This window comes from Streptomyces sp. NPDC110618 (genome assembly GCF_055657065.1).
In genome coordinates this window covers 1-14,014 of sequence record NZ_JBVKBN010000045.1, presented here as the reverse complement: position 1 = coordinate 14,014, position 14,014 = coordinate 1, and the positions used below count along the sequence as shown (strand labels likewise).

The 14,014-nt window shown below is 69.5% G+C and carries 14 protein-coding genes; 9 read left to right on the top strand and 5 right to left on the bottom strand.

The features are described from left to right. Window positions 1-203 precede the first annotated feature (203 nt). Both ACZ7L7_RS37110 and ACZ7L7_RS37105 read right to left on the bottom strand, forming a co-directional pair. Complete coding sequence (locus tag ACZ7L7_RS37110) at window positions 204-1,160, bottom strand: Yip1 family protein (RefSeq protein WP_285514344.1); 957 nt, start codon at window positions 1,158-1,160, stop codon at window positions 204-206. 70 nt (window positions 1,161-1,230) lie between these two features. Then, window positions 1,231-1,599, bottom strand: coding sequence for a hypothetical protein (locus ACZ7L7_RS37105; RefSeq protein ID WP_285514343.1), 369 nt, complete (start codon window positions 1,597-1,599; stop codon window positions 1,231-1,233). A gap of 255 nt (window positions 1,600-1,854) precedes the next feature. Between ACZ7L7_RS37105 and ACZ7L7_RS37100 the strand changes: the two genes are divergently transcribed. Continuing rightward, window positions 1,855-2,160, top strand: a complete 306-nt coding sequence (locus ACZ7L7_RS37100; RefSeq protein ID WP_453600464.1) for an SCO4225 family membrane protein — start codon at window positions 1,855-1,857, stop codon at window positions 2,158-2,160. Window positions 2,161-2,216: 56 nt separating this feature from the next. Continuing rightward, window positions 2,217-2,534: an SCO4225 family membrane protein gene (locus tag ACZ7L7_RS37095; RefSeq protein ID WP_285514341.1), complete on the top strand. Its 318-nt coding sequence runs from the start codon at window positions 2,217-2,219 to the stop codon at window positions 2,532-2,534. 7 nt (window positions 2,535-2,541) lie between these two features. On the opposite strand, the gene ACZ7L7_RS37090 is transcribed toward ACZ7L7_RS37095, so the two are convergent. Both ACZ7L7_RS37090 and ACZ7L7_RS37085 read right to left on the bottom strand, forming a co-directional pair. Continuing rightward, complete coding sequence (locus ACZ7L7_RS37090) at window positions 2,542-2,817, bottom strand: zinc-ribbon domain-containing protein (protein ID WP_285514340.1); 276 nt, start codon at window positions 2,815-2,817, stop codon at window positions 2,542-2,544. Window positions 2,818-2,932: 115 nt separating this feature from the next. Continuing rightward, window positions 2,933-5,215 carry a (Fe-S)-binding protein gene (locus ACZ7L7_RS37085; RefSeq protein WP_285514339.1) on the bottom strand — a complete coding sequence of 761 codons (2,283 nt, stop codon included), beginning with the start codon at window positions 5,213-5,215 and terminating at the stop codon, window positions 2,933-2,935. A 184-nt stretch (window positions 5,216-5,399) separates the two neighbouring features. On the opposite strand from ACZ7L7_RS37085, the gene ACZ7L7_RS37080 reads away from it, so the two are divergent. The 6 genes from ACZ7L7_RS37080 (at window position 5,400) to ACZ7L7_RS37055 (ending at window position 11,081) form a co-directional block, all read left to right on the top strand. Further along, window positions 5,400-6,419 carry an MraY family glycosyltransferase gene (locus tag ACZ7L7_RS37080; RefSeq protein ID WP_472078020.1) on the top strand — a complete coding sequence of 340 codons (1,020 nt, stop codon included), beginning with the start codon at window positions 5,400-5,402 and terminating at the stop codon, window positions 6,417-6,419. A 94-nt stretch (window positions 6,420-6,513) separates the two neighbouring features. After that, window positions 6,514-8,355, top strand: a complete 1,842-nt coding sequence (dnaK, locus tag ACZ7L7_RS37075) for a molecular chaperone DnaK (protein WP_285514337.1) — start codon at window positions 6,514-6,516, stop codon at window positions 8,353-8,355. Continuing rightward, on the top strand, window positions 8,352-9,008 hold the full coding sequence (gene grpE / locus ACZ7L7_RS37070; protein ID WP_285514336.1) for a nucleotide exchange factor GrpE: 657 nt from the start codon (window positions 8,352-8,354) through the stop codon (window positions 9,006-9,008). The genes dnaK and grpE overlap by 4 nt, the downstream gene beginning before the upstream one ends. Before the next feature lie 27 nt (window positions 9,009-9,035). Continuing rightward, window positions 9,036-10,217 (top strand): molecular chaperone DnaJ, encoded by a 1,182-nt coding sequence (gene dnaJ / locus ACZ7L7_RS37065; RefSeq protein ID WP_285514335.1) that lies wholly within the window; start codon window positions 9,036-9,038, stop codon window positions 10,215-10,217. A 6-nt stretch (window positions 10,218-10,223) separates the two neighbouring features. Beyond that, window positions 10,224-10,673, top strand: coding sequence for a heat shock protein transcriptional repressor HspR (locus tag ACZ7L7_RS37060; RefSeq protein WP_093721994.1), 450 nt, complete (start codon window positions 10,224-10,226; stop codon window positions 10,671-10,673). A 99-nt stretch (window positions 10,674-10,772) separates the two neighbouring features. Next, entirely contained in the window at window positions 10,773-11,081 is a 309-nt protein-coding gene (locus ACZ7L7_RS37055) for a hypothetical protein (protein WP_472078019.1), read from the top strand. 41 nt (window positions 11,082-11,122) lie between these two features. On the opposite strand, the gene ACZ7L7_RS37050 is transcribed toward ACZ7L7_RS37055, so the two are convergent. Further along, window positions 11,123-12,520 carry a fibronectin type III domain-containing protein gene (locus ACZ7L7_RS37050; RefSeq protein ID WP_472078017.1) on the bottom strand — a complete coding sequence of 466 codons (1,398 nt, stop codon included), beginning with the start codon at window positions 12,518-12,520 and terminating at the stop codon, window positions 11,123-11,125. A 248-nt stretch (window positions 12,521-12,768) separates the two neighbouring features. Here ACZ7L7_RS37050 and ACZ7L7_RS37045 point away from each other — a divergent pair, with 248 nt between their 5' ends. Next, window positions 12,769-13,878 (top strand): substrate-binding domain-containing protein, encoded by a 1,110-nt coding sequence (locus ACZ7L7_RS37045; RefSeq protein WP_471431011.1) that lies wholly within the window; start codon window positions 12,769-12,771, stop codon window positions 13,876-13,878. Window positions 13,879-14,014: the final 136 nt, after the last annotated feature.

The window sequence follows — 14,014 nt, the reverse complement described above, 5'->3', positions numbered from 1 at the left end:
CATCCTCATCAAGTCACTCCACACACCGCACACCGGGCGCGACGCCACCCACAGCGACCTCGCCGAAGCCGCTTGACATCCATAGGAGCATCCTCACGGCACGGAACTTCCTTCTTTCAGATTGCGCCGCTGCCACCGGCACGGCAACGAAAAGGGCTCCCGCACACCCACGTGCGGGAGCCCTTCCCTCGTTCACCGGTCTTCTAGAACGTCCCCAGCTTCACGATCGACAGCAGGGCCACCAGCTGGATCGCCGACGCGCCCAGGGCCTTTGGCCAGGGGAGGTCGTGGCTGCGGGAGACCATCATTGTGAGGAGGGCGCCGGCCGCCACCCAGGTCGCCCAGCCGAGGATCTGGACGAAGCCCGCGTCGCCGCCGAAGAACATGGCGACGACCAGGCGGGGGGCGTCCGTGAGGGACATGATCAGCATGGAGAGGCCGACCGTGGGCTGCCAGGCGCCGTTGCCGCCGAGCTGGCGGGCCAGGGTGTGGGTGACCACGCCCAGGATGAAGGCGGACAGCACCATCGCGACGGCCGTCGTCAGGACGATCGGGACCGCGTTGGAGAGGGTCGCGTTGATCGCGTCCTCGCGGGCGCCGTCGAAGCCGAAGACCGCGAGCAGGCCGTAGAGGAAGGTCACGATCAGGGCGGGGCCCCAGACCGCGTAGTCCCGCATCTGGAGGAAGGTGCGGTCGGGGGAGAGGAAGATGCCCTTGAGCAGGTCCTTCCAGTGCAGGCGGGGGCCGATCGGGGCCGCGCCCGCCTGGTAGGTCTGGGCCTGGTTGTAGGGGTCGTCGTGGACCGAGAACGCCTGGGTGTGACCCGGGTTGTTCGCCGCGTACGGGTCCGGACCGCCGCCGCCGTGGGCGTGCGGGTGGTGTCCGCCGTCGCCGAAGTACTCCGGTTCGCCGTGGCCGCCATGGCCGCCGTAGGCGCCATGACCGGCCTGACCTCCGTACCCGGCGCCCTGCGGGGGGTAGCCGTACGACGGGGCCTGCTGCCCGTACGGAGGTTGCTGCGGTTGCCCTTGCGGGGTCCGGTTGTCCCGGCCTCCGCGTCCCATCCTGAATCCAGCCACGTCTTCGAACGTACCTGGTCCCGGAGAGTGACGTGCCGGGCCCGGGGTTTCGGGCCCGGCTTTGCGGCCGAGCTGTGACATCCCCTAAGGGGGGATTGGGGGTTGGGTCCGGGAGCGGGTGCTCAACCCTCGCCCGCGGACCCGGTCGGCCTCAGTCCGTGAACGGGCCGGTGAACCTCGGGAGGGTGAAGCCACCCGTCACCGACGGTGCCCGCAGCACCACCGAGGTACCCGCGCCGCCGCCGACCCCCACGTCCGTCTTGCCGTCATGGGTCACGTCACGCAGCCGTACGGTGTGCCCGAACGCGGCGTACTCCTCGGCCGAGACGGCGTAGCCGAAGTTGTCGTCCGCCTCCGGGCTGCCGGCCACCCCGGAGCCGGCCCGGTTGTACATCGCCGAGCCGCTCGGGCCCGAGGACGTGCCGCGCCAGACCGCGGTGGCGGCCGTGAACGTCAGCAACCCGCCCGTCAGCGCGACGGCGGTGGCCGTGGCGAGGGCGAGGCGCAGGGGCTGGTGCATGCGGGTTCTCCTGCGGCATGCGGGGATGTCCGGGGGACATCCGCAGTCAATGGGGTGCCGTCGGTCGCGTTCGCCGGAGTTGTCCGTGGGCGTGCGTCCGGTGCGGCGATCAAGAGACCCGTACTGGTGCTCAAAGGTTGTACGTGCGTTCGGGAAAACTTCGTTGAGTACGCGTACTCATGCCCCGGCGCCCCCGCCGGTCCACTGTGGAGTCCACCGGAAACGGACCGGACCACAAGCCAAGGGGGACCCGCGATGCCGCCGAAGGACTCTCGACCTCGCCGACTGCTGGCCCTCGCCACGGACAACTGGGCCGCCCGCGCCTACTGGACGCTCCTCGCGGCGGGTGTGGCCGTCGGCCTCGCCCTCCCGGAGAACCCCTTCGGGGCGGTCCCGCTGCTGCTCACGGCGCCGCTGTCGACCCTGGCGATCGCCATGCCGCCGGTGGGCGACACGCTCGCCGCCGTCCTCGCGGCCGTATGGCTGCTGCTGAGCGCGCTGGTCAACGCCGCCGTGGTCGGTGCCCTCGCCCACCGCACGCGCGCCGCGCGACACGCGTGAACGACTTCGACGCTCTCTCGTCTCTCGTCTCTCGTCTCTCATCGAACGGAACAGACATGGAACGCTCCGCCCGCCTGCGCGCCCTGCTGGCGCCCGCCACGGACAACTGGCTCTCGCGCGGCTATCTCGCACTGGTCGCCGTGGCGATCGGGTTCTTCCTGTACGCGGTCCACATCTCCCCGGACCCGGGATTCGCCGCGATCTGGCCGGTCTTCGCCACCGCGCCGCTCGGCTTCGGCGCCCTGCTGCTCGCGGTGCCCGTCGCCGGAGCGGAGTGGCTCGGCTCGCTGGTGTTCGTCGCCGGGACGGTGGCGGCGGGGCTGGTCAACGCCACGCTGCTGGGGATGCTGAGCCGGGGGCTGCGGACCGCCTGAGCCGGCCCTACTGGTACGGCTGCTGCTGCGGCTGGCCGTGCTGAGCCCCCGCGGACTGGGCCTGGAGCTGTTCCGCCTGTTCCTTCGTCAGCTTCTGTTCGAGGCCGCAGAAGGTGCACTGGGTGGAGTACTTCGTCGACACCGGGAACAGCGGCACGAAGAACAGCGTGAACTTGGTGACCCGCTTGCGCAGGGTGTGCGCGGCGGGGTTGCCGCACTGTCCGCAGACCAGGGTGAGGATCGCCAGCTGGTACAGGTAGCCCTTGGTGCCGAAGATGATCATCTGCGGTGCCTCTCCCGGGAGGGGTTGCGTCCTCCCAGTGTGCCGAGGGGGAACGCCGGACGCCCCCCGCCCGGTCGGGCAGGGGGCGTCCAGGATGTCGTACGCCTGCGGGCGGCTACTTCACCGGCTCCGGCTCCGGCTCGTTCTCCTCGGCGGCCTGGCCCTCGGGGTCGACCGGCGTCTTCACCGACTCCAGCAGCAGCTGGGCGACGTCCACGACCTGGATGGACTCCTTGGCCTTGCCTTCGTTCTTCTTGCCGTTCACCGAGTCGGTCAGCATGACCAGGCAGAACGGGCAGGCGGTGGAGACGATGTCCGGGTTGAGGGAGAGTGCCTCGTCGACGCGCTCGTTGTTGATGCGCTTGCCGATCCGCTCCTCCATCCACATCCGCGCACCACCGGCGCCGCAGCAGAAGCCGCGCTCCTTGTGGCGGTGCATCTCCTCGTTCCTGAGGCCCGGAACGTTGGCGATGATCTCGCGCGGAGGCGTGTAGATCTTGTTGTGGCGGCCCAGGTAGCAGGGGTCGTGGTAGGTGATGATGCCCTCGACCGGGGTGACCGGGACCAGCTTGCCCTCGTCCACCAGGTGCTGGAGCAGCTGGGTGTGGTGGATGACCTCGTAGTCGCCGCCGAGCTGCGGGTACTCGTTGCCGAGGGTGTTCAGGCAGTGGGGGCAGGTGGCGACGATCTTCTTCGCCGACTTGGGCTTCTTGGTCGACTCGTCCACCTCTCCCTCCTCGTTGAGGGACTCACCGAACGCCATGTTCAGCGCGGCCACGTTCTCCATGCCGAGCTCCTGGAACAGGGGCTCGTTGCCGAGGCGGCGGGCGGAGTCACCGGTGCACTTCTCGTCGCCGCCCATGATCGCGAACTTGACGCCCGCCATGTGCAGCAGCTCCGCGAAGGCCTTGGTGGTCTTCTTGGCCCGGTCCTCCAGGGCGCCGGCGCAGCCGACCCAGTACAGGTACTCGACCTCGGAGAGGTCCTCGATGTCCTTGCCGACGACCGGCACCTCGAAGTCGACTTCCTTCGTCCACTCCAGGCGCTGCTTCTTGGCCAGGCCCCAGGGGTTGCCCTTCTTCTCCAGGTTCTTGAGCATCGTGCCCGCCTCGGACGGGAACGCGGACTCGATCATCACCTGGTAGCGGCGCATGTCGACGATGTGGTCGATGTGCTCGATGTCCACCGGGCACTGCTCGACGCAGGCGCCGCAGGTGGTGCAGGACCACAGGACGTCCGGGTCGATGACGCCGTTCTCCTCGGCGGTGCCGATCAGCGGGCGCTCGGCCTCGGCGAGAGCGGCGGCGGGCACCCCGGCCAGCTGCTCCTCGGACGCCTTCTCCTCGCCCTCCATGGTCTTGCCGCCGCCCGCGAGCAGGTACGGGGCCTTGGCGTGCGCGTGGTCGCGCAGCGACATGATCAGCAGCTTCGGGGAGAGCGGCTTGCCGGTGTTCCAGGCGGGGCACTGCGACTGGCAGCGGCCGCACTCGGTGCAGGTGGAGAAGTCCAGCAGGCCCTTCCAGGAGAACTGCTCGACCTGGGAGACACCGAAGACGTCGTCCTCGCCGGGGTCGGTGAAGTCGATCGGCTTGCCGCCGGAGGTCATCGGCAGCAGCGCGCCGAGCGAGGAGTCGCCGTTGGCGTTGCGCTTGAACCAGATGTTCGGGAAGCCGAGGAAGCGGTGCCAGGCCACACCCATGTCGGTCTTCAGGGAGACCGTGATCATCCAGATGAAGGACGCCGCGATCTTCAGGGCCGCGAAGAAGTAGGTGAGGTTCTGCAGCGTGGACAGGTCCAGGCCGTCAAGGGCGGAGACCACCGGGTACGAGATGAAGAAGGACGCCTCGTAGCTGTCCACGTGGTGCTGGGCACCCTCCAGGGCGTGCAGCATGAAGATGCAGACACCGACGATCAGGATGATCGTCTCGACGAAGTAGGCCTGGCCGGTGTTGGAGCCCGCGAACCGGGACTTGCGGCCCGCCCCGCCCGGCCGCGACAGCTGCCGGACGGCGATGAGGACCACGATGCCGAGCACGGTCATGGTGCCGATGAACTCGACGAAGACGTTGTACGGCGCCCACTCGCCGATCACCGGCAGCAGCCAGTCGGCCTGGAAGAGCTGGCCGATGGCGTTCACGATGGTCAGCAGCAGCGTGTAGAAGCCGATCGCCACGAACCAGTGCGCGATGCCGACGATGCCCCAGCGGTTCATCCGGGTGTGGCCGAGGAACTCCTTGGCCACCGTGATGGTCCGCAGCACGGGGTCGTTGGTCCGGGCCCCGGCCGGCAGCGGTTGGCCGAGCATCATGAAGCGGACGAGCTGCAGGATGGCACGGCCGAACAGGGCGACGCCGACTGCCATGAGGACCATCGACACGATGATCGCGGCGAGTTGCATTTCGGGGCTCCTCGGGCCTGCGAGGCGACATTACTAAGCGGTAACTTATGCAGTCCTCTGAGACTACCCGCATCCTCGGTCGCACTGTAGCCAGCGGCGGGGTGATCTGGGTCGCTGAGGGTCGCCTTAAGAACCGATCGTGTTATTCACGCCAAATTAGTACATTCGGCACTAATTTAGATCCGTGCTCTACGGGATCGCCGCCGCCACCGCCGCCCTGTTTCTCTCCGCCGTCCTCACCGCCCTGGTCCGTGCCCCCGCCCTGCGTCTGAAGCTGCTCGACCGGCGCCGGCAGCGCCCCCTGCCGCTGGGCGGCGGCGCGGCCGTCGTGCTGGTCACCTGCCTGGTCGCGGCGGCCGGTGACGTTACCGGCACCGGCCCGCTCGACGCGGACACCGTCCGGCTGCTGGTCGCGGGCGCCGCGGTCGCCGCCCTCGGCCTGGTCGCCGATGTGCGCCGGGTCAAGGCGCGGTTCCTGCTGGGCGGTACGGCGGTGGCGGCGGCCTGCGCGGTGCCGTACGCGGAGACCGGGGTGGTGGGCGGGATCGCCGCCGTCTGCTGGATCGTGGTCGTGACGCTGGCCTTCCGGGCGCTGGACCACGCCGACGGCCTCGCCGCCACCGTCGGCATGGTGACCGCCTTCGGGGTCGGCGTCTGCGCGGCGGCGGAGGTGCTGGACGGGCTGGCGGTGCTGCTGAGCGTGCTGGCCGCCGCGCTGACCGGGTTCCTGATGCACAACTGGCATCCCGCGCGCGTGGGGCTCGGCGCCTGCGGCTCCCTGTTCGCCGGGTTCACGCTCGCCGCGGCGGCCGTGGTGACCCGGGCCGGGCACGAGGGGGCCGCGAGCGCGGGCGTGCTGTTCGCGCTGGCGGCGGTGGCGGGCGCCGATGTGCTGCTGGTGGTGCTGGCCCGGCGGCTCGGCGGGCGCCCGCTGCTGCGCGGCGGCCCCGACCATCTCGCGCACCGGCTGCGAAGGCTCGGGCTGACCCCGCAGGGCGCGACCGTGGTGCTCGGCGCGGGAGCGTCCGCCGCGGTGGTCGTGGGGGTGCTGGTGCACCTCGGCCGGATGGCTCCCGCGGGGGCGCTGTGGGTGGCCGCGGGAGCCCTGATCGCCGTACTTCTGCTCTTGAGGGTGAAGCGTCCGCAGTCTAGGCGGACTGCGTCCGTGCAGGTCAGAACCCAGTTGCGTGTAAGGAATGGATAAGAGTTGAGCCTCACAGACTCAGGTCTGTTGACCGCGCTCGACGGCTCATGCACACTTGAGTCCGTTCCACTCAAGTCAGCTGGAGGAATCAACCATGGCACGTGCGGTCGGCATCGACCTGGGCACGACTAACTCCGTCGTCAGCGTTCTGGAGGGCGGCGAGCCCACCGTCATCACCAACGCCGAGGGCGCCAGGACCACGCCGTCCGTCGTCGCCTTCGCCAAGAACGGTGAGGTGCTCGTCGGCGAGGTGGCCAAGCGCCAGGCGGTCACCAACGTGGACCGGACCATCCGTTCCGTGAAGCGCCACATGGGCACGGACTGGAAGATCGAGCTCGACGGGAAGCCCTTCAACCCGCAGCAGATCTCCGCGTTCATCCTCCAGAAGCTGAAGCGCGACGCCGAGGCCTACCTGGGCGAGAAGGTGACCGACGCGGTCATCACCGTCCCCGCCTACTTCAACGACTCCGAGCGCCAGGCGACGAAGGAGGCCGGCGAGATCGCCGGTCTGAACGTCCTTCGTATCGTCAACGAGCCCACCGCGGCCGCGCTCGCCTACGGCCTCGACAAGGACGACCAGACGATCCTCGTCTTCGACCTCGGCGGCGGCACCTTCGACGTGTCCCTGCTGGAGATCGGCGACGGTGTCGTCGAGGTGAAGGCCACCAACGGTGACAACCACCTCGGTGGTGACGACTGGGACCAGCGCGTCGTCGACTACCTGGTCAAGCAGTTCCAGTCCGGTCACGGCGTGGACCTGTCCAAGGACAAGATGGCCCTCCAGCGCCTCCGCGAGGCCGCCGAGAAGGCCAAGATCGAGCTGTCCTCGTCCACCGAGACCTCGATCAACCTGCCCTACATCACCGCCTCCGCCGAGGGCCCCCTGCACCTCGACGAGAAGCTGACCCGCGCCCAGTTCCAGCAGCTGACCGCGGACCTGCTGGAGCGCTGCAAGACCCCGTTCTTCAACGTCATGAAGGACGCCGGTGTCTCCATCAACGAGATCGACCACGTCGTCCTCGTCGGTGGCTCCACCCGTATGCCCGCCGTCGCCGAGCTCGTCAAGGAGCTGACCGGCGGCAAGGAGGCCAACAAGGGTGTGAACCCGGACGAGGTCGTCGCCATCGGCGCCTCGCTCCAGGCCGGTGTCCTCAAGGGTGAGGTCAAGGACGTCCTGCTCCTCGACGTCACCCCGCTGTCCCTCGGTATCGAGACCAAGGGCGGCATCATGACCAAGCTGATCGAGCGCAACACCACGATCCCGACCAAGCGGTCCGAGATCTTCACCACGGCCGAGGACAACCAGCCGTCCGTGCAGATCCAGGTCTACCAGGGCGAGCGCGAGATCGCGGCGTACAACAAGAAGCTCGGTATGTTCGAGCTGACCGGTCTGCCGCCGGCGCCGCGCGGCGTCCCGCAGATCGAGGTCTCCTTCGACATCGACGCCAACGGCATCATGCACGTCACGGCGAAGGACCTCGGCACCGGCAAGGAGCAGAAGATGACCGTCACCGGCGGTTCCTCGCTCCCGAAGGACGAGGTCGACCGCATGCGCCAGGAGGCGGAGCAGTACGCGGAGGAGGACCACAAGCGCCGCGAGGCCGCCGAGACCCGCAACCAGGGCGAGCAGCTCGTCTACCAGACCGAGAAGTTCCTCAAGGACAACGAGGACAAGGTCCCCGGCGAGATCAAGACCGAGGTCGAGAGCGCCGTCGAGGAGCTGAAGGCCGCGCTCAAGGGCGAGGACACCGCCGAGATCCGCACCGCCACCGAGAAGGTCGCCGCGGTCTCGCAGAAGCTCGGCCAGGCCATGTACGCCGACGCCCAGGCCGCGCAGGCCGCCGGCGGCGGTGCCGAGGCCGACGCCAAGGCAGCTGACGACGATGTGGTCGACGCCGAGATCGTCGACGACGAGCGCAAGGACGGTGCCGCGTGACGGAGGAGACCCCGGGCTTCGAGGAGAAGCCCGACGTCCCCTCCGGCGCGACCCCCGACGACGCCGAGCCGAAGGCCGCCACCCCTGAGGGGGCGGCCCCGGCCGGGGACGCAGCAGCAGCCAGCACACCGGACCCCGGTCTGATCGCCCAGCTGGACCAGGTCCGTACCGCGCTCAACGAGCGCACCGCGGACCTCCAGCGGCTGCAGGCCGAGTACCAGAACTACCGCCGCCGCGTGGAGCGGGACCGGATCACGGTGCGGGAGATCGCCATCGCGAACCTCCTCACCGAACTCCTGCCCGTGCTCGACGACATCGGCCGCGCGCGGGAGCACGGCGAACTCGTCGGCGGATTCAAGTCCGTCGCGGAGTCGCTGGAGACCGTCGTGGCGAAGATGGGTCTGCAGCAGTTCGGCAAGGAGGGCGAGCCCTTCGACCCGACGATCCACGAGGCGCTGATGCACTCCTACGCGCCGGACGTCACCGAGACGACCTGCGTCGCGATCCTCCAGCCGGGGTATCGCATCGGCGAGCGCACCATCCGGCCCGCGCGGGTGGCCGTCGCCGAGCCCCAGCCGGGCGCGCAGAACGTCAAGGCCGAGGAGCCTTCCGAGGCCGGCGAGGAGAAGGACAACGGCTCTGAAGAGGGCTGATCACAGCAGGAAGGAGGGACGTCGGGGATGAGCACCAAGGACTTCATCGAGAAGGACTACTACAAGGTCCTCGGCGTCCCCAAGGACGCCACCGAGGCCGAGATCAAGAAGGCGTACCGGAAGCTCGCGCGCGAGTTCCACCCGGACGCCAACAAGGGCAACGCCAAGGCCGAGGAGCGCTTCAAGGAGATCTCCGAGGCGAACGACGTCCTCGGCGACCCCAAGAAGCGCAAGGAGTACGACGAGGCCCGCGCCCTGTTCGGCAACGGCGGCTTCCGCCCGGGGCCGGGCGCGGGCGGCGGCTCCTTCAACTTCGACCTGAGCGACCTCTTCGGGGGTGCCCAGCCGGGCGGGGGCGCCGGCGCCGGCGGTTTCGGCGGCGGGCTCGGTGACGTCTTCGGGGGACTGTTCAACCGGGGCTCGTCCGGCACCACCCGGGTGCAGCCCCGGCGCGGCCAGGACATCGACACCGAGGTCACGCTCACCTTCACCGAGGCCATCGAGGGCGCCACGGTGCCCCTCAGGATGTCCTCGCAGTCTCCGTGCAAGGCGTGTTCGGGCACCGGCGACAAGAACGGCAACCCGCGGGTCTGCCCGACCTGCGTCGGCACCGGACAGGTCGCCCGGGGCTCGGGCGGCGGCTTCTCGCTGACCGACCCCTGCCCGGACTGCAAGGGCCGTGGCCTGATCGCCGAGAACCCCTGCGAGATCTGCAAGGGCAGCGGCCGGGCCAAGTCCTCGCGGACCATGCAGGTGCGCATCCCGGCCGGGGTCAACGACGGCCAGCGCATCCGGCTGCGCGGCAAGGGCGCGCCCGGCGAGCGGGGCGGCCCGGCCGGTGACCTGTATGTCACGGTGCATGTCGACTCCCACCCGGTCTTCGGCCGCAAGGGCGACAACCTGACCGTGACGGTGCCGGTGACGTATCCCGAGGCGGCGCTCGGCGGCGAGGTCAGGGTGCCCACCCTGGGCGGACCGCCGGTCACCCTGAAGCTGCCCCCGGGCACGCCCAACGGCCGCACCATGCGCGCCCGCGGCAAGGGCGCGGTCCGCAAGGACGGCACGCGCGGGGACCTGCTGGTCACCGTGGAGGTGCGTGTCCCGAAGGACGTGACGGGGAAGGCTCGTGACGCGCTGGAGGCGTATCGCGAGGCGACCGCGGGCGAGGACCCGCGGGCGGAGCTGTTCCAGGCCGCGAAGGGAGCTTGATGCCACATGGACGGCCGTCGACGCAATCCGTATGAACTGACCGAGGACACCCCGGTCTACGTCATCTCGGTGGCGGCCCAGCTCTCCGGCCTGCACCCGCAGACACTGCGCCAGTACGACCGGCTGGGCCTGGTGTCTCCGGACCGCACGGCCGGACGGGGCCGCCGCTACTCGGCCCGCGACATCGAACTGCTGCGCACGGTGCAGCAGTTGTCGCAGGACGAGGGCATCAACCTGGCCGGCATCAAGCGGATCATCGAACTGCAGAACCAGGTCGCCGCGCTGCAGGCCCGGGTCGCCGAACTCCAGTCGGCACTCGACGGGGCCGCGGCGGCGATGCAGCAGCGCGAGGCGGCGGTGCACGCCTCGTACCGCCGCGACCTGGTGCCGTACCAGGAAGTGCAGCAGACCAGCGCGTTGGTGGTGTGGCGCCCCAAGCGCCAGCAGAACGACTGACGCGCGTACGGTACGCGCAAGGGGCCGCGGGTCTTCGGACCGGCGGCCCCTTTTCGCAGCCCTCCCAGCCCTTGCACGGGCTCTGCAGAAGGAGTCCGAGTGATACTCGCGCGCCCCGGACCCAGGGTGTGGATCGTCGCCGCGGAGGCGGTGGCCACCCTGCTCGTGGCGAGGACGTTGTGGACCTGGCGGGACGACCCGTATGTGTTCCTCGCGGATGTGCCGTACATGGAGGCGGCGAGCATCGGGCTCGCCGTGTCACTCGTGCTGACGCTCGCGCTGGTGTCGCGGGAGCAGGTGTGGCCCCGGCGCGTCGGGTGGTCGCTGACGGCGGTGCGGGTGTGCGCGCTGCCGTGGCCGGCGCTCGCCTGGTATCCGGCGATGTCGCCGTATCTGTCGCTGTGGTGACAGCCGGGGCCGGGTCCGCGCGGACCCGGCCCCGGGCCGTTCTACTCCTGCGTCAGGTCCAGTTCCGTCGCCACGACGATCTGGGCCTCGCCGGTCCACTTGAAGGAGGAGTTCCCGTCGTCGTCGACGGCGTCGACGATGAAGCAGGACACCTCGCCGTCCGGGACGGTCTCGTAGCGGTACGAGGTGGTGTCCGGGCCGACGTAATAGCCGGGGTAGAGGGAGCAGATCTGCTGCTCCTCGTCGCCCTGGAGTTCGCCCCGGCGGACCACGTAGTTCGCCAGGTCCGGGGCCGGGTTCGGGTCCCAGGTGACGTGGAAGCCGTACTCGGTCGGGGTGACCTCCACGCCCGTCACCGCCGGCGGCGGCGTCAGGTCGGCGCGCCGGGCGGTGACCGCGGTGGAGCGGGCGGACTCGTTGCCCGCCGCGTCCAGGGCGGTGACCCGGTAGGTGTAGGTCCCGCCCTCCGCGGCCGTGGTGTCCATGTGGGTGGCCGCGGTGGTGGTCGCCAGGCGCGTGTACGTGCCGTCGGGGGCCGCGGATCGGTAGACCCGGTACGACGCGGCGCCCGTGACGGGGGACCAGTTCAGGTCCAGCCCTTCGGGCTCGGACCACGCGGTCAGGCCGCCCGGCACCGCGGGCGGCGTCCGGTCGGCCGTGGTGACCGGGAGCGACGCCGTTGCGGAGGACTTGTTGCCGGCCTTGTCGTGGGCGCGGACCGTGTACTCGTAGGCGGCGCCCGTCACGGGCAGCGTACTGTCCGTGTACGAGGCGGAGGTCGTCGTCGCCAGCGGGGCCGACGGGTAGGTGCCGCCCTTCTCGCGGCGGTAGACCTGGTACCCGGCGAGGTCCATCTCCTTGTTCTTCGACCAGGTCAGCCTGGCCTTGCCGGTGGCCCTGTCGTACGCGACGGCCGCGCCCGTGGGCTTGAGCGGGGCGACCTTGTCGACGGAGGCGGAGGTACGCGGGGCGTAGGAGAACTTGACCTTGGCGGAGCCCGTCCAGTTGACGTAGTCGATCCGCAGGGTGTGCTTGCCCTTGGCGAGGGTCAGGTCGACGTTCTTGGACACCGTGGCCGAGCCGTTCTTCCACAGGCTGAGCTTCCGCGTGCCGTCGACGTAGACGCGGATGCCGTCCAGGCCGGACGCGCTGAGCCGGAACGGCCCGCCGGAGCCGAAGTCGCGGGTCACGGTCCAGCGGACGCCGAAGGAGTTGCCCGGCAGTCCCGAGGCCGGGGCGCCCGTGCCCCAGTTCTGGTCGATCGCGCTGTCGCAGTCGGTCCGCTTCGGCGTGCCGGAAAAGGTGGTGTTCGCGTAGAAAGTCCGCTTGAACACCGGCGAGGCGCAGGTGGCGGCCGAAGCGGGGGCCGCGGCGGCGGTCAGCAGGCCGGCCGCGGTGGCGAGCACGGCGACGGCCGCCGTGCATCTGGCTGGGTTCATTCGGTCCTCTGGAGGTCGTGCACTGTCGTGATCACGACTCGCGAGGGGGCGCGTTGGTTGTACGGAGGGGAGGTAAAGGCCAGTTGGAGGGGATTCCGTCAGACCTTCACAAGCCAAGCGGAGCGTGGCGTTGCGCACTCGTTAAGTGATTCCGCTTGACGCTGGGGCCCGGTCCCGCGTTGGCTTTTCAGTCACCTGGGTCGCAATGCTGCGCCCGCGTCCGGAAGGCACCAGAAGTGAGCTCCCCAATGCGTCGTATCGCCATATGCGTGGCCGCGTCCTCTTTGACCCTTTCGCTCTCCGCCTGTGGCGCCCTGGGTGTGACGGGCGACAGTGCGGACGCGAGCCCGACCAAGGGTGATGACATCACCGTGGGGCTGCTGCTGCCGGAGAAGGCGAACACGCGGTACGACAAGTTCGACCACCCGATCGTCCGGGCCACGGTGGCCGAGCTCACGGAGAACAAGGGCGAGGTCGTCTACGCCAACGCCGACGCGAGCGCCGCCACCCAGACCAACCAGATGCAGAAGATGATCGACGACCGGGTCGACGTCATCCTGCTGGACGCCGTGGACGCCGAGTCCATCGCCGGAACGGTGGAGAAGGCCAAGCAGGCCGGTATCCCGGTCATCGCCTACGACCGCCTCGCCCAGGGCCCGATCGACGCGTACATCTCCTTCGACAACGAGCTCGTCGGCGAGGTGCAGGGCCGCTCCCTGATGGCCGCGCTCGGCGGTGACGTCGACACCTCGACGAAGATCGTCATGATGAACGGCTCGCCCACCGACCCGAACGCCGCGCAGTTCAAGTCGGGCGCGCTCTCCGAGCTCAACGGCCAGGTGACGATCGCCGCGACCCACGACGTCAAGGACTGGAAGCCGGAGAACGCCCAGGAGCACATGGCCCAGGACATCGCGAAGATCGGTGTCGACAACATCGCCGCCGTCTACGCCGCCAACGACGGCATGGCCGGCGGTGTCATCCAGGCCCTCAAGGCCGCGGGCGTCACCGATATGCCGCCCATCACCGGCCAGGACGCCGAACTCGACGCAGTGCAGCGCATCATCACCGGCGAGCAGTACATGAGCGTCTACAAGTCCTACCCCGAGGAGGCCCAGGCGGCCGCCGAGATGGCCGTCGCCAAGGTCCAGGGCAAGGACATCAAGTTCGACTCGCTGACCGCGGACCGGGTCGACAGCCCCACGCACAAGGACATCCCCGCCCAGCTCGTCCCGGTGGTCGCGCTGACGACGGAGAACATCAGCGAGACCGTCGTCAACGACGGCATCTACAAGCTGAGCGAGATCTGCACCAGCAAGTACAAGGCCGCCTGCGAGGAGATCGGGCTCACCAAGTAGCCCGCGGCCGCCCCGGACGCGAAGGGGCCCGGTTCCGTTTCGGACGCTGTTGGTTTATTCGGGCCCTTGATCACTTCGCCCCGTTGAGCGTCAGCTCGGCGGGGCGAAGTGCTGCGAAGTGGCTGGTGCGGGTGCG

What these genes read in the sequence shown, in the direction of transcription:
- ACZ7L7_RS37110 (WP_285514344.1), bottom strand. Translation starts at nt 1,160, where the DNA reads ATGTCACAGCTCGGCCGCAAAGCCGGGCCCGAAACCCCGGGCCCGGCA.
- ACZ7L7_RS37105 (WP_285514343.1), bottom strand. Translation starts at nt 1,599, where the DNA reads ATGCACCAGCCCCTGCGCCTCGCCCTCGCCACGGCCACCGCCGTCGCG.
- ACZ7L7_RS37100 (WP_453600464.1), top strand. Translation starts at nt 1,855, where the DNA reads ATGCCGCCGAAGGACTCTCGACCTCGCCGACTGCTGGCCCTCGCCACG.
- ACZ7L7_RS37095 (WP_285514341.1), top strand. Translation starts at nt 2,217, where the DNA reads ATGGAACGCTCCGCCCGCCTGCGCGCCCTGCTGGCGCCCGCCACGGAC.
- ACZ7L7_RS37090 (WP_285514340.1), bottom strand. Translation starts at nt 2,817, where the DNA reads ATGATCATCTTCGGCACCAAGGGCTACCTGTACCAGCTGGCGATCCTC.
- ACZ7L7_RS37085 (WP_285514339.1), bottom strand. Translation starts at nt 5,215, where the DNA reads ATGCAACTCGCCGCGATCATCGTGTCGATGGTCCTCATGGCAGTCGGC.
- dnaK (WP_285514337.1), top strand. Translation starts at nt 6,514, where the DNA reads ATGGCACGTGCGGTCGGCATCGACCTGGGCACGACTAACTCCGTCGTC.
- dnaJ (WP_285514335.1), top strand. Translation starts at nt 9,036, where the DNA reads ATGAGCACCAAGGACTTCATCGAGAAGGACTACTACAAGGTCCTCGGC.
- ACZ7L7_RS37060 (WP_093721994.1), top strand. Translation starts at nt 10,224, where the DNA reads ATGGACGGCCGTCGACGCAATCCGTATGAACTGACCGAGGACACCCCG.
- ACZ7L7_RS37050 (WP_472078017.1), bottom strand. Translation starts at nt 12,520, where the DNA reads ATGAACCCAGCCAGATGCACGGCGGCCGTCGCCGTGCTCGCCACCGCG.
- ACZ7L7_RS37045 (WP_471431011.1), top strand. Translation starts at nt 12,769, where the DNA reads ATGCGTCGTATCGCCATATGCGTGGCCGCGTCCTCTTTGACCCTTTCG.